The sequence below is a fragment of the Vibrio sp. RM-69-4 genome (genome assembly GCF_024743775.1).
In the GTDB taxonomy this organism is placed as follows: Bacteria; Pseudomonadota; Gammaproteobacteria; order Enterobacterales; family Vibrionaceae; genus Vibrio; species Vibrio anguillarum.
The window spans coordinates 34,227-48,676 of sequence record NZ_JAMQXI010000007.1 but is presented as its reverse complement, the minus strand read 5'-3'; the positions used below and the strand labels follow the sequence as shown (position 1 = coordinate 48,676).

Here is a 14,450-nt window from a genome sequence, read left to right as displayed (position 1 = left end):
CCTTGTTCGCCCCCATTTTTCCAGCCGTCAACGTTTAGTTTACTACTGGAGAATACTCATGCGTCATTCAATTTATTTACAACTTGCTACTTTACTGGTCCGTGCTGATTTACGCCGTGAAGAGCGTCAATGGCAACGAAATGTTCGCCGTCATGCTTTTGAGCTGCCTTTTAATAGCCAACACTTGCTTAAAGATATTGGCTTAGAAAGTGATGGACGCGCTATTGGCGTTTCAGTCCCTGACTCAATTAAAGCTGAACGTCATATTCGTCATCTTCGCCGTGTGTTAAGTATGCGAATAACAACGTAAAACGAGGGGCTAGTGGCTTCGCTAGCCCCGAAGATATCTACGGACAAGGGTTGGAGTAAGTCGTCCCAATCTCTTGAATTTTAAGAAGCAATTCATTACTGAGTACGACATCTAAACTATCGATATTTGTTTTCAACTGCTCTAGGTTTGTCGCGCCAATGATATTGGATGCGACAAACGGACGTTGATTGACAAACGCCAACGCCATCTGTGCTGGATCAAGGCCATACTGGTTAGCAAGCTCAACATAAGCGTGAGTGGCTTGTACACCTTGCGCCGTAAAATAGCGAGAAAAGCGTTCAAATAGGCTGCACCGAGCGCCGTCAGGCCTTGCGCCATTTAAATATTTACCGCTCAGGCAACCAAACGCCAGTGGCGAGTAAGCCAGCAGTTGAACACCTTCGAAGTGGCTAATCTCAGATAAGCCAATTTCAAAGCTACGATTCAGTAAATTATAAGGGTTTTGGATAGAGACAATTCTTGCTAGATCGTGTTTTTCTGCCAATTTTAGCAACGTCATCACGCCCCACGGGGTATCATTTGACACACCGATGTAACGCACTTTTCCAGCCTTGACGAGATCATTAAGCGCTTCGAGCGTTTCGATTAAGGTGACTTCTTCTTGCTCATCAGGATAAGGGTAGTTAAGTTGGCCGAACATGTTCGTTTGGCGTTGAGGCCAATGTAATTGATACAAATCGACATAGTCTGTTTTTAAGCGTCTTAAACTATCATCAATCGCTAAATGAATGTTGCGTCTATCGAGTGACATCTTTTCGCGGATGTGAGGCACGTTACGCGGGCCTGCCACTTTAGTCGCTAACACCACTTTTTCACGTTTACCTGATTTTTCTAACCAGTTGCCAATATAGCTTTCGGTCAGACCTTGGGTTTTACCGTTGGGGGGAACTGGGTACATTTCCGCAGTATCGATGAAATTCACACCTTGGTCTAAGGCGTAATCGAGCTGCTCAAAGGCTTGTTGTTGGCTATTTTGTTCACCAAAAGTCATGGTACCTAAGCAGATCTTGCTCACTTCCAGTGTGGAATGAGGCAGTTTGGTGTATTGCATATTCCTTCCTTGATGCTCTCGCTGGTGGAGTGTGTGACGTTTTTACTATAAGCGAAGATGGCAGTGAAACGGAAACGAATTGTGCAGTGAAAGATCAAACGGTTACGTTTTTTCATGATGGATAACGAGCACTTTTAAATAAAGTGTTGCTCAAGAATGCTCGCGGTAAATTGAGTTCGAAGATAAAAGCCTCGTGGCAGGGTTTTGATAGGTTTGCCATTAGCACCGTAGGCTTCGGTTAATGCTCGCCCGTTTGCCGCTTTTGGCCTGAGCTGTAATACTTCACCGTGCTTAGCGGTGATCTGCTCAACTTTGCCAAGAACGATGAATTCCATCAGTTCTTCCCAATCATTTTTTAGCTGCTGTTCTTGTGCAGGTGAAGGGCTCCATAGCAATGGAGAGCCGACATGGCGCTGGGCTAGGGGGATCTCTCGCTCACCCTCTATTGGGATCCACAGTACCCGAGAGAGTTTATTTCGCACGTGGCTTTGCTCCCATGTTAAACCATGAACACCGGTGAGTGGGGCTACACACACAAAGGTTGTTTCGAGCGGTTTTCCAGTGTAACTGATTGGAATACTTTTGAGCTCGATACCTAATTGCTCGAAATCTTGCTGAGGTTTGCTGCCTGCCGTTGCACCCAAATGCCACTCTAATAGCTGACCGACCCATCCTTTATCTTTTTTTAAGTCAGGGGGCACGGCCATCTTGGCTTCTTCGGCCAGTTGACTAAAGCTTAAGCCTGCAATGTCTTGGGCTCTAAGCATTAATTCATGTTCAGTTTTAGGTGCAGGTTTCATGATACTTTGAATGATAAAAACGCGATTGTAGCAAATTCTTATACACAATGTGCTGTCGTTTCTTTTGCTTAAAAGATCATCGCAATCCAAGTTATCCACAGGTTGATCGGAAAAATATTCCATTTTTTGTTTATCTGTATGCATTTACAGGGTTTTGCTTGAGAGAGTGGGCCTCTTAACCAGTAAATCTTATTTCTACTAGAGTGGGGGTGTGGATAACGAGCTAATTGGTGGATCTTTGAGCATGTTGTGAAAGGATCAATTTTTTGTTAATCGCAACGTAATGTGAATAATGGAAAATCCAATTAATTAATTGTTTTTTATGTATTTAATTTATTATTGTCTTTTTTGTATTGGCCCGTATTCTTTTGCTTTTTGGGGAAGTAAGTCGCTATCTAGAGATTCTTCACATAGTTACTCACAGAAAAGGTGAATAAATGTGGCTGGTGTCGCATTATTTTGTTGATAACTTTAAATTTGATGAAAAGTTATCCAATTAATGATTAGGAACACATAAATCTCGTGTTAATCACACTAGTAAGTTTGCTCCTATTGGGGATATGTGGAAAAATCAAAGCAATTAAGATTTTACTAGAGGTTGGCCAGTGATCGATGGCGATGGTTACCGACTCAATGTTGGTATTGTGATTTGTAACAACCATGGTCAGGTATTCTGGGCGAAACGATACGGACAACACTCTTGGCAGTTTCCACAAGGTGGAATTGACGACGATGAAACTCCTGAACAAGCGATGTTTAGAGAGCTTTACGAAGAGGTTGGGCTTACAAAGAAAGATGTGAAAATCATAGCAACAAGCCGTCATTGGTTAAGATATAAATTACCAAAACGGCTCGTTCGTTGGGATTCTCAACCTGTCTGTATTGGGCAAAAACAGAAATGGTTTCTTCTGCGCTTAGAGTGTGATGAATCAAGAATCAACATGCAGCGCGGCAGTACCCCTGAATTTGATGGTTGGCGTTGGGTCAGTTATTGGTATCCAGTGAGGCAAGTAGTCTCTTTCAAGCGAGATGTTTATCGTCGCGCCATGAAAGAGTTTGCATCATTCGCGATGCCATTTAAAGAACGTAATAACAAAGGTAAGCGCAAAAATAAAAGAGGATAGACATGCTCTCTCAGCTAAGGGAAATAGTTGAACAAGTATCCAAGGTAGAAGATGTACACCAAGCCTTGGATATTTTGGTTAAGCAAACGTGCAATGCGATGAGTACCGAGTGTTGCACTGTCTATCTTGCTAACGAAGAAAAACATCGTCTAGAACTGATGGCAACGCAAGGCTTAAAGTTCAAAGGCGACAAAATCCACATCGGTTTTGACGAAGGTTTAGTGGGCTTAGTGAAACGTTCAGCTGAGCCAATCAACATTGCTGAAGCGTCGAAACATCCTAATTTTAAATACTTCAAACAGCTTGGCGAAGAGGTGTATCAAAGCTTTCTTGGTACGCCGATTATTCATCGCAAGCGAGTATTGGGTGTCTTGGTCGTGCAGCAAAAAACACCTCGCTTATTTAGTGAGATGGAAGAGTCTTTTATTGTCACTCTGGCGGCGCAAGTGGCCGTGATTATTGCTCATGCTCAAACACAAGGGCAGTGGCTGCTTTCGAAAAAGCAGTTATCCACCAGTGGCATTGCTGCGTCATCTGGCATCGCGATTGGTGAGTTTTGGTGGGATGACACCCAGCCTCAACTGTCTGATGTTTACCCCGCCTCAACGCTCGATATTGAACGAGAACAAGAGTGGCTAGTGCTGGCGGTAGAAAGCGCCTTGAACGATTTTCGTCGTTTAAGAAAAAAACTCGATAGTGATATTAATAAAGATGCGTTAGCCATCTTCGATCTCTTTACTCATCTACTCAATGATCCGATGCTACGCAACGATCTGAAAAGCCAGATCCAAAAAGGCGATCGTGCAGATTGGGCATTACGGCAAGTTGTGGAGAGTTATTCCAACCGTTTTGCGAAGATGTCAGATGTTTACTTACGTGAGCGTGCACAGGATATTCGTGAGCTAGGTCAGCGACTGCTATTTTTTTTGCACAACACTGAGCATGAGCAGCAGCAACTTGATAAACCGATTATTTTGGTGGTACGCGAACTTACTGCTTCAATTCTCGCCGCTATTCCTAAAGATAAATTACTGGCGGTGGTCTCTTTAGAAGGGGCTGCCAATTCCCACGCAGCAATATTGTCACGGGCGTTGGGCATTCCCGCAGTGATGGGAATTTCACTTAATCTCAAGGAGATCAACGGTAAAAAGGGCATTGTCGATGGTTATAGCGGCAAGGTTTTTATCTCACCAAATAGACAAATTCTGGCGGAATATCGCGCTTTAGCTTATGAAGAAAGCGAACTTTCTCAAATGGTTAATGAAACCATTGCAGAAGCTCCTTTTACGCAAGATGGCACACGTATTGAAGTGATGCTCAATGCTGGATTAAGTGCGGATACCAACATCGCAATTAACCAAGGGGTTGATGGTGTCGGGCTGTATCGAACCGAAATTTCCTTTTTGCTGCAACATCGCTTTCCATCAGAAGAAGAACAAGTGCAGCAGTATCGCAGCGTTTTGAACGCTTATCCTGATAAACGGGTGGTGATGAGAACGTTAGACATTGGTGGCGATAAAGCACTGCCTTATCTACCCATTGAAGAAGACAATCCCTTTCTTGGCTGGCGAGGCATTCGTTTTACGCTCGATCATCCCGATATTTTTTTGATTCAACTGCGGGCGATGATGCGTGCCAGCGGCGATAACCAAAATCTCAGCATTTTATTGCCAATGATTTCAGGAACGAAAGAGTTGGACGACGCAATGCGGTTGATTGAGCAAGCGTATCGAGAAGTTTCTAGCGTTGATGATCGGATTATAATGCCCAAGGTTGGCATTATGATTGAAGTACCATCGATGATTTATCTTCTACCATTGATTGCGAGCAAAGTGGACTTTGTTTCGGTTGGAACCAACGATTTAACCCAATATTTGTTGGCTGTTGATCGGAACAATGCACATGTTGCTGATGTCTATGACTCCATGCATCCAGCGGTGGTGATGGCGCTTAAACAGATTTTAGAAACTTGCCAGTCTCATCGTATACCTGTTTGCGTGTGTGGTGAGTTGGCCGGAGACCCTATCGGTTCACTGTTATTAATTGGTTTGGGTTATCGCATGCTAAGTATGAATACCTCCAACGTAGCCAAGGTCAAATATTTAGTGAGGCACTCTCAATTAGGACAGTTACGGCAACTTGCTGACAAAGCGTTGATGCAACCTTACGGCAACGACATTTATAATATGATGCACTCATACTTTGAAGATAAAGGCTTTGCTGGTTTTATCCGCGCAGGCAAAAAATAGGAACCAATGTGAATTTTGAGTTGATGGTGTTGCTGGTGTTATTGGGCTCAGTCGTTGGTTTTATGGCTGGTTTACTGGGCATTGGTGGTGGTTTAATTGTCGTTCCGGCGTTGCTTCTTTTGCTTCCCAAGGCAGGTATTTCCCCCGAACTTAGTATGCATTTAGCGTTAGCGACATCGCTAGCGACCATCATTGTTACTTCGGCTTCTTCGGCATTAAATCACCTTAAATTGGGCAATGTGGATATGTTTGTCGTCAAGTGGCTCATGCCCGGCGTTATCGTCGGTGGGTTTGTTGGCTCAATGATCGCAGATGTGATTCCGACTCAATATCTACCGAAAGTATTTGGCGTGATTGTTTTTTGCCTGGCGATTCAAATGTTTTTATCGATAAAAGCACAAATGCAAAGATCGATGCCCGGTGCGTGGGTGACCATGCTATGTGGCAGTGGTATTGGTATTGTCTCTAGTTTAGCGGGAATTGGTGGCGGTTCGCTCTCCGTTCCTTTTTTGAATCGTCATGGCGTTGAAATGCGTAAAGCCGTCGGTTCTTCTTCTGTCTGTGGCTGTGTGATCGCAATCTCTGGCATGATTGGTTTTATTTTGCACGGCTATCAAGTGGAGAATTTACCACCTTACAGCATTGGCTATGTCTATTTACCTGCGTTGGTCGCCATTGCTTCGACCTCTATTCTCACTACTCGATTAGGAGCGCGTTACGCGACTCAGTTACCGACGGTGGTATTGAAAAAAATATTCTCCGTTTTTCTGATGGTTATAGCGGCAACTATGCTGTTTTAATCACTTATTATCTTCACCTCATTTTTAGTAAGAGAACACGTTTATGTCTCAGGGTTTTATACAGTTCCCAAATATTGATCCCGTGCTGATTGCGATTGGCCCTATATCCATTCGCTGGTACGGCTTAATGTATTTAGTTGGTTTTGTTTTTGCGATGTGGCTTGCCAATCGCAGAGCGGACAAACCAAATAGTGGCTGGACTCGTGAGCAAGTCTCGGATTTGCTGTTTGCTGGATTTTTAGGGGTGGTCATTGGTGGTCGCGTCGGTTATGTGTTGTTTTACAATTTTGATCTGTTTCTCCAAGACCCGCTCTATCTCTTTAAAGTGTGGACAGGCGGGATGTCTTTCCATGGTGGTCTACTTGGCGTGATCAGTGCAATGTTTTGGTATGCACGGAAAAATAACCGGACGTTTTTTGGTGTCGCCGATTTTGTGGCTCCTTTGGTTCCATTTGGTTTAGGCATGGGACGACTAGGCAACTTCATGAACAGTGAATTGTGGGGGCGAGTAACCGATGTTCCATGGGCGATCATTTTTCCAAACGGCGGGCCTTTGCCTCGTCATCCATCACAGCTTTATGAGTTTTTCTTAGAAGGGATTGTGCTGTTTATTATATTGAACCTGTTTATCCGCAAAAATCGGCCAATTGGTTCAGTCTCAGGGCTATTTTTGATAGGCTACGGAACATTCCGTTTCCTTGTCGAATATGTTCGTGAACCTGATGCACAATTAGGATTGTTCGCTGGATTTATCTCCATGGGACAAATCCTGTCGCTACCGATGATCATTGTCGGTGCACTGATGATGGTATGGGCGTACAAGGTTAACCATAAAGTGACTCAATAGTGTTAAGGATAGTTTGTGAAACAGTATCTTGAACTTTGTCAGCGAATTGTTGATGAGGGCGTTTGGATCGAAAATGAACGTACCGCCAAACGCTGCCTAACGGTGGTTAACGCTGATCTCACCTATGATATAGGTCAGAATCAATTCCCGTTAGTGACAACGCGTAAAAGCTTCTGGAAAGCCGCAGTTGCTGAGCTACTTGGTTATATTCGTGGCTACGATAATGCAGCCGATTTTCGCGCTTTAGGAACCAAAACGTGGGATGCGAATGCGAATTTAAATGCAGCTTGGCTTAACAATCCATACCGTAAAGGTGAAGATGATATGGGCCGCGTGTATGGAGTTCAAGGACGTGCGTGGGCCAAGGCGGATGGTGGGCAGATTGATCAACTGCGTAAGATTGTTGATGATCTTTCACGTGGCGTTGATGATAGAGGTGAAATCCTAAACTTTTACAACCCAGGTGAGTTTCATATGGGTTGCTTGCGCCCCTGCATGTACAGTCATCACTTTTCGTTGTTGGGTGATACTTTGTATCTCAATAGTACGCAACGCTCGTGTGATGTACCGCTTGGCTTGAATTTTAATATGGTTCAGGTCTACGTGTTCCTCGCAATTATGGCGCAAATTACCGGCAAAAAAGCGGGCGTGGCCTACCATAAGATCGTCAATGCGCATATCTATGAAGACCAACTGGCGTTGATGAAAGATGTACAACTTAAGCGTGAACCGCTCCCTATGGCGAAGTTTCATATCAACTCGAAAATTAAAACGCTAGAAGATCTTGAAACTTGGGTTACCTTGAATGATTTCTGGATTGAAGGCTACCAATGCCATGATGCCATCCAGTACCCGTTTTCGGTTTAGTTGCTCTCTCGCATTATTAAAAAGTACTGTTTTCTAGTTGTAAAAAATCCCCGAAGCGTTGCTCGGGGATTTTTTTGATCTGTCGTGTGGTTTGTTCGTTACTTAAGCCGTTAGTGCCAATATGCCACCAGGTAGGATAATAAAGACCGATAGCAAATAGACAGCGACAACCGACTTATTCTTAGTCGCCATTTCGGCGATCATTTCTGCGCCTTTAATTGGCAGTTCACGTAAAAACGGAACACCATAGATCAACACAGTGGCTAATACATTAAAGGTTAAGTGGACTAAAGCAATTTGCAAGGCAAATACCGCAAACTCACCAGAAACGGCCGTTGCCGCGAGTAGGGCGGTAATGCAAGTGCCAATATTAGCCCCTAAAGTGAATGGGTAAACATCGCGTACTTTCAATACACCAGTGCCGACCAGCGGAACCATTAAACTGGTGGTAGTTGAAGAAGATTGAACCAATACAGTGACGATTGAACCTGAAAGGATACCGTGTAGCGGTCCGCGTCCAATGGCATCTTTGAGTATCTCTTTCGCACGACCCACCATCAAACTCTTCATGAGCTTACCCATGACAGTGATAGCCACAAAAATGGTCGCAATACCAAGAACAATCAACATCACGCCACCTACAACTTCACCAAAAGTGATCAGCTGGCCTTTTAGTGCCGTGATAATTGGGCTCGTGATAGGTTTGATAAAATCGAGTCCTTTCATGCTCATATCACCAGTAGAGAGCAAAGGTGACACAAGCCAATGAGAAATTTTCTCTAAAATACCAAACATCATCTCTAACGGTAGGAAAATCAGTACCGCCAAAAGATTAAAGAAGTCGTGAATTGTTGCACTTGCAAAAGCGCGTTTAAATTCGACTTGGCAACGAACGTGTCCAAGGCTAACAAGCGTGTTGGTTACTGTGGTGCCAATATTGGCACCCATGACCATTGGGATCGCCATTTCAACAGGTAATCCGCCAGCCACAAGACCGACAATGATAGAGGTTACGGTGCTTGAAGATTGAATCAATGCTGTGGCGACTAACCCTATCATCAACCCCGCTATTGGGTGTGAGGCAAACTCAAACAGTACCTTAGCTTGATCACCTGTCGCCCATTTAAATCCACTACCTACCATCGCCACTGCAAGTAGCAGTAGGTAGAGCATGAATGCCAAGTTCGCCCAACGCAGCCAACGAGTGGTACTCGCAATGGGTGCAGCAGTAGTTGTCGCTTGGTTCATTTTCTTTTCTCCATTGACCTTTTGAGTGTTGTTCGGTCTGTTGTTGAATCTGAGCGAGATAGTAGAGAATAATTATTTCATTTATATGACAGTGGGTTTCTCATTGATAACTCTGATAAAAACAAGTTTCACGGTGACTTTTAATTCTTTATTTATTGAATTTTCATGATGTTATGCGACGTTAACAACGTGGAGGAGGAGAGCGAAGGACGCTAGTTTTAGATATTTTATGACGAAGTTGTCATTTTTGAACTCTAACTGCTCGGTATTAAGATTAGCTAACGTTCTTAAGTTCGGTTTTTCCGAGTTAATTGCTCATTTGGCTTGGGTTTGTTATAAACAACGACCAGATAAAATTGAGTGTCCTTATCATGTTTCACCTCAACTACAATCATCTTTACTACTTCTGGATGGTATGCAAGCAGGGATCGGTCACTAAAGCTGCAGAAGCACTCTTCTTGACTCCGCAAACCGTCACTGGGCAAATTAAGGCTTTTGAAGAGCGCATGGATGGTAAGCTTACTAAGCGTAATGGTCGTAGCATTGAACCGACAGAACTTGGGCAACTGGTTTTTAAATATGCTGACCGGATGTTCGGCTTAAGTTATGAGATGCTCGATATTGTCAATTATAGTCAGCGCTCTAATCTGCTGTTTGATGTAGGAGTGGCGGATGCCCTCTCTAAACGGCTTGTCAGTAAAATACTGATGACGACGGTCCCGGCCGATAGCAGTATCCACTTGCGTTGTTTTGAATCGACCCATGAAATGTTGTTAGAGCAACTTTCACAACACAAATTGGATATGATTCTCTCTGATTATCCCGTCGATTCCAGCCAAAGCCCGGGCCTGTTCAGCAAAAAACTGGGTGAGAGTCACATGAGTTTTTTTTGTTCAGGCAAGGTTGAAAATGTCTCTTTTCCCGCCATTTTAGAGCAGAGAAAGTTGTTGATACCGGGAAGCCGAACCGCGATGGGGCGTAATCTATTGCAATGGTTTGACCGTCAAGGCCTGAAGCCGAATATTCTGGGGGAGTTTGATGATGCGGCATTGATGAAAGCTTTTGCGCGTTATCATCATGATGCAATTTTTTTAGCGCCCTCAATCTATGTGACTGAAGTTGGTGATGATCTTCCTTTGCAACTCATCGGTCAGATTGATGATTTAAAAGAAGAGTACTACGTCATTTTTGCTGAGAGGATGATCCAACATCCGGCAGTGAAAAATGTTTGCGATGCAGATTTTAATAATTTGTTTGTATGATGCTTTCACTACTAACGATAAATAGATTACTATCTCATTATCTAGCAATATTATTAATTATCGCTTGCCAAGTAATACTAATCTAAACTGGTTATACGCCTTCTGATACCGTTATTGACGCTCTATTGAATGGTTGCCGTCATAAACGGTATAACAATTAAACTACGTAGAAAAAGGTACTAACCTTACTTATAAACTCATAACCTGTTGGGTTAAGGAAGATGCAAACTTGTGATGCGTTTGATGTAAGAAGTTGTTCCAAGGGAGCTTATTCATGAACCTACAAGAAATGGAAAAAAATTCCGCTAAAGCAGTGGTGTTGTTAAAGGCTATGGCTAACGAAAGACGCCTACAAATATTGTGTTTATTACACAATCAAGAACTGTCGGTTGGTGAGCTATGTGGGAAATTAGAATTGAGTCAATCGGCACTTTCGCAGCATCTTGCTTGGTTAAGAAGAGATGGGTTAGTGGATACAAGAAAAGAAGCTCAGACGGTTTACTACACACTCAGCAGCCATGAGATCAAGGCGATGATTGAGTTGTTACACGGTTTATACTGCCGCTAGTGTTTTGAAAAATACACAATCCGAAATTATGTTTCAGTAACATAGTTCGGATTTTTTTATATTAAAATTAGAGTAAATACTTTACTTGACATTGCAGATATAAAAAAACCGGCCTTAGCCGGTTTTTATTTTCGCGTGGAACCAAGTCTAAATTATAGAGCTTTGATTGCTGCAGCGAAACGAGACTTATGGCGAGCAGCTTTGTTCTTGTGAACAAGACCTTTAGTCGACATACGGTCAAGGATTGGTGTAACTGCAGCAAATGCAGCAGTTGCAGCTTCTTTATCGCCAGCTGCGATAGCTGCGATGGTTTTCTTCATGTAAGTGCGCATCATAGAACGACGGCTAGCATTATGCTGACGACGTTTCTCAGCTTGGATAGCGCGCTTCTTAGCAGATTTACTATTTGCCAAGGGTCTAACTCCCAAAAACTTAGTTCGGTGACAATTTAAGGGCGGGGAATATCCCTTATTTGCTCTCAATTGTCAAATGATTTGTGCAAAAACCGTTCTAGGCCAAACAAATTTTGGTATAGGAAGGTCATCGCGGTTAAGATGCGGGGATTCTAACAGTATTTTTTTTCCAATGCTAATACTTATCTGATCTCGCACTGACATTCCTTACGTGTTGCTGTGGATAATGACGTTTTGGCTTGTTTTTCGAGGTAATAGTGAGCAAACGCCTACTCAAATCTGGCTTGATTGTCAGTGCTATGACGTTGATTTCTCGTGTGTTGGGCCTAGTTCGTGACGTAGTTGTTGCGAATTTGATGGGGGCAGGTGCGAGTGCCGATGTTTTTTTCTTTGCTAATAAAATTCCTAACTTTTTACGTCGGCTATTTGCCGAAGGGGCTTTTTCTCAAGCGTTTGTTCCAGTACTGACCGAATACCATTCATCCGGAGATATCAATAAAACACGCGAGCTGATCGCTAAAGCATCTGGCACATTGGGGGTTATTGTCACTTTGGTGACTGTTGTGGGGATCTTATGCTCTGGTGCGGTCACGGCACTGTTTGGGGCTGGTTGGTTTTTAGATTGGCTTAATGATGGTCCTGATGCGCATAAGTTTGAGCTTGCGAGTTTATTATTAAAAATCACTTTTCCTTACTTATGGTTTATCACTTTTGTTGCTTTATCAGGAGCGATTCTCAATACCCTGGGCAAATTTGCCGTCTCTTCTTTTACCCCTGTATTTTTGAATGTAATGATCATCGGTTGCGCTTGGTTTTTGTCGCCGCACTTACAGCAACCGGAAATTGGCTTGGCGATTGGCGTCCTTCTTGGGGGATTGGTCCAGTTTCTATTTCAAATTCCATTTTTGCTCAAAGCAGGTTTATTGGTTTGGCCTCAATGGGGTTGGAATGAACCGGGGGTTGTGAAAATTCGCACTTTGATGTTGCCCGCTCTTTTTGGGGTATCGGTCAGTCAAATTAACTTATTGCTGGACACCTTCATTGCCAGCTTCTTACAAACGGGCTCCATCAGCTGGCTTTACTATTCAGACCGTTTGCTAGAATTTCCGTTAGGCTTATTTGGTATTGCGATCGCTACCGTTATTTTGCCTGCATTATCCCGTAAACATGTTGATGCCCACAGCGAAGGATTTTCGCAAACCATGGATTGGGGTATTCGTATGGTTTGTCTGCTCGGTTTTCCTGCGATGTTAGGCCTGATTGTGTTGGCAAAACCGATGCTTATGGTGCTATTTATGCGAGGTGAGTTTACCCCGAATGATGTCAATCAAACGGCGTTGTCACTCTATGCATTTGGTTTGGGCTTGATCAGTTTTATGCTGATCAAAGTGCTTGCACCAGGGTACTACTCTCGGCAAGACACCAAAACGCCAGTTCGTTATGGCATTATCGCCATGATCTCTAATATGGTCTTCAATGCGCTTTTAGCGTGGCATTTAAGTTATGTTGGTTTGGCGTTAGCTACGTCATTATCTGCTTTTATCAACATGGCACTGCTTTACAGAGGGTTACATGTGCAAGGGGTGTATCAGATCACCCGTAAAACTATTGGTTTTATTATTCGCTTAATGGTTGCCAGCAGTGCGATGGTTGTGGTCATTGTTTGGCAATTGGAAGAAATGTCAACGTGGCTAGAGTGGAGTCTGACACAGAGGGCTACATCATTGGTGATGTTGATCAGTATCGGTGCGGTCAGTTATTTGCTTTGCCTAGCCGTGCTTGGCGTGCGTTTAAAAGACTTAAAAGCGGCGACAGATTAATGGTGATTAGTATATAATCCGTCGGTTTCGCACCTTGCTAATTGAGAACTATAGGTTTTAAGCATTTTCTAATGGAATTGATTCGCGGCATTCACAATATCAAGCCACAGCATCATGGCTGTGTATTAACCATCGGAAACTTTGATGGTGTTCATTTAGGACATCAGCAAGTTTTGAAGCAAGTATCCAAGAAAGCGCAATTATTGGGTTTACCTTCGGTGGTCATGACGTTTGAACCGCAGCCATTAGAATTATTTGCCAAGCACAATGCACCAGCTCGGTTAACTCGATTACGTGATAAATTTGTGCAATTGAACAAGCAGTCGGTTGACAGATTGTTATGTGTGAATTTTAACCAGCACTTTGCTAATTTAACGGCAGAAGCTTTTATTCGTGACTTGTTGGTCGCTCAGTTGGGTGTTAAGTTTCTGGTGATTGGTGATGATTTTTGTTTTGGTAAAAATCGCCAAGGTAATTTCAGTATGCTGCAGCAAGCTGGACAACAGTTTGGTTTTGAGGTGGTAAGTACCCACAGTTTTTGCTTGCAACAACAGCGGGTGAGTAGTACTGCTATTCGTAACGCTTTAGCAAGCGATGACTTAGTGTTAGCTAAGCAGATGCTCGGTCGTGATTACGGTATCAGTGGTCGAGTGTCGCATGGTCAAAAGTTAGGGCGAACCATTGGTTTCCCTACAGCGAACATTCCGCTTAAGCGCTGTGTTTCACCGGTCTCTGGTGTTTACGTCGTCAATGTCTATGGCCTTGATAACTCGCCCATCGGAGGAATTGCCAATATTGGTAATAGGCCAACAGTCAACGGGGTTCGCCAACAACTTGAAGTACACTTGTTTGACTTTCATGCCAATTTATATGGCAAACAGCTAGAAGTGGCACTTTTACATAAGCTTCGAGATGAAAAGAAATTTGAATCTTTTGGAGCGTTAAAGCAACAAATTGAATTGGATGCTGATGCGGCAAGGGTGTGGTTGCATCAGCTAAAGAATTAGTCGGATTATTCCACCGATTAATATCATGTCTAACGTCGCCCAATATAACGGAATTAAGAATCG

14 protein-coding genes are annotated in these 14,450 nt (G+C 43.3%); 10 read left to right on the top strand and 4 right to left on the bottom strand.

All coding sequences use genetic code 11. The features are described from left to right. Positions 1–58: 58 nt before the first annotated feature. Entirely contained in the window at positions 59–310 is a 252-nt protein-coding gene (locus NB504_RS00270) for a hypothetical protein (RefSeq protein ID WP_010319130.1), read from the top strand. Between the two features lie 37 nt (positions 311–347). Here the strand turns inward: NB504_RS00270 and NB504_RS00265 are convergent, their stop codons facing one another. Both NB504_RS00265 and mutH read right to left on the bottom strand, forming a co-directional pair. After that, positions 348–1,382, bottom strand: coding sequence for an NADP(H)-dependent aldo-keto reductase (locus NB504_RS00265; RefSeq protein WP_258428061.1), 1,035 nt, complete (start codon positions 1,380–1,382; stop codon positions 348–350). 134 nt (positions 1,383–1,516) lie between these two features. Further along, positions 1,517–2,182 carry a DNA mismatch repair endonuclease MutH gene (mutH, locus tag NB504_RS00260; RefSeq protein ID WP_010319132.1) on the bottom strand — a complete coding sequence of 222 codons (666 nt, stop codon included), beginning with the start codon at positions 2,180–2,182 and terminating at the stop codon, positions 1,517–1,519. Positions 2,183–2,787: 605 nt separating this feature from the next. Here mutH and rppH point away from each other — a divergent pair. From rppH to NB504_RS00235, 5 genes are read left to right on the top strand one after another with little or no spacing between them, the layout of a single operon-like run. Next, entirely contained in the window at positions 2,788–3,306 is a 519-nt protein-coding gene (rppH, locus tag NB504_RS00255) for an RNA pyrophosphohydrolase (protein WP_010319133.1), read from the top strand. Positions 3,307–3,308: 2 nt separating this feature from the next. After that, the gene (ptsP, locus tag NB504_RS00250) at positions 3,309–5,555 is read left to right on the top strand and encodes a phosphoenolpyruvate--protein phosphotransferase (RefSeq protein WP_258428060.1); all 2,247 of its coding nucleotides are present in this window, start codon (positions 3,309–3,311) and stop codon (positions 5,553–5,555) included. Positions 5,556–5,563: 8 nt separating this feature from the next. Then, positions 5,564–6,355, top strand: a complete 792-nt coding sequence (locus tag NB504_RS00245) for a sulfite exporter TauE/SafE family protein (RefSeq protein ID WP_088728632.1) — start codon at positions 5,564–5,566, stop codon at positions 6,353–6,355. A gap of 43 nt (positions 6,356–6,398) precedes the next feature. Continuing rightward, a complete protein-coding gene (gene lgt / locus NB504_RS00240; RefSeq protein ID WP_013857591.1) occupies positions 6,399–7,202 on the top strand; it encodes a prolipoprotein diacylglyceryl transferase in 804 nt (267 codons plus the stop codon). 15 nt (positions 7,203–7,217) lie between these two features. Continuing rightward, positions 7,218–8,069 (top strand): thymidylate synthase, encoded by an 852-nt coding sequence (locus NB504_RS00235; RefSeq protein WP_258428059.1) that lies wholly within the window; start codon positions 7,218–7,220, stop codon positions 8,067–8,069. 102 nt (positions 8,070–8,171) lie between these two features. Here NB504_RS00235 and NB504_RS00230 read toward each other — a convergent pair whose 3' ends face one another. Further along, positions 8,172–9,317 carry a Na/Pi symporter gene (locus NB504_RS00230; RefSeq protein ID WP_064624491.1) on the bottom strand — a complete coding sequence of 382 codons (1,146 nt, stop codon included), beginning with the start codon at positions 9,315–9,317 and terminating at the stop codon, positions 8,172–8,174. Positions 9,318–9,688: 371 nt separating this feature from the next. On the opposite strand from NB504_RS00230, the gene nhaR reads away from it, so the two are divergent. After that, positions 9,689–10,579 (top strand): transcriptional activator NhaR, encoded by an 891-nt coding sequence (gene nhaR, locus NB504_RS00225; protein WP_026027442.1) that lies wholly within the window; start codon positions 9,689–9,691, stop codon positions 10,577–10,579. A gap of 274 nt (positions 10,580–10,853) precedes the next feature. Beyond that, the gene (locus NB504_RS00220) at positions 10,854–11,147 is read left to right on the top strand and encodes a metalloregulator ArsR/SmtB family transcription factor (RefSeq protein ID WP_026028082.1); all 294 of its coding nucleotides are present in this window, start codon (positions 10,854–10,856) and stop codon (positions 11,145–11,147) included. 152 nt (positions 11,148–11,299) lie between these two features. Here NB504_RS00220 and rpsT read toward each other — a convergent pair whose 3' ends face one another. Beyond that, complete coding sequence (gene rpsT, locus NB504_RS00215; RefSeq protein WP_026027444.1) at positions 11,300–11,560, bottom strand: 30S ribosomal protein S20; 261 nt, start codon at positions 11,558–11,560, stop codon at positions 11,300–11,302. A 257-nt stretch (positions 11,561–11,817) separates the two neighbouring features. On the opposite strand from rpsT, the gene murJ reads away from it, so the two are divergent. Together murJ and ribF are read left to right on the top strand one after the other, a co-directional pair. Then, positions 11,818–13,380 carry a murein biosynthesis integral membrane protein MurJ gene (gene murJ, locus NB504_RS00210; RefSeq protein ID WP_026028080.1) on the top strand — a complete coding sequence of 521 codons (1,563 nt, stop codon included), beginning with the start codon at positions 11,818–11,820 and terminating at the stop codon, positions 13,378–13,380. 71 nt (positions 13,381–13,451) lie between these two features. Further along, on the top strand, positions 13,452–14,387 hold the full coding sequence (gene ribF, locus NB504_RS00205) for a bifunctional riboflavin kinase/FAD synthetase (RefSeq protein ID WP_026028079.1): 936 nt from the start codon (positions 13,452–13,454) through the stop codon (positions 14,385–14,387). The last annotated feature ends 63 nt before the right edge of the window (positions 14,388–14,450 follow it).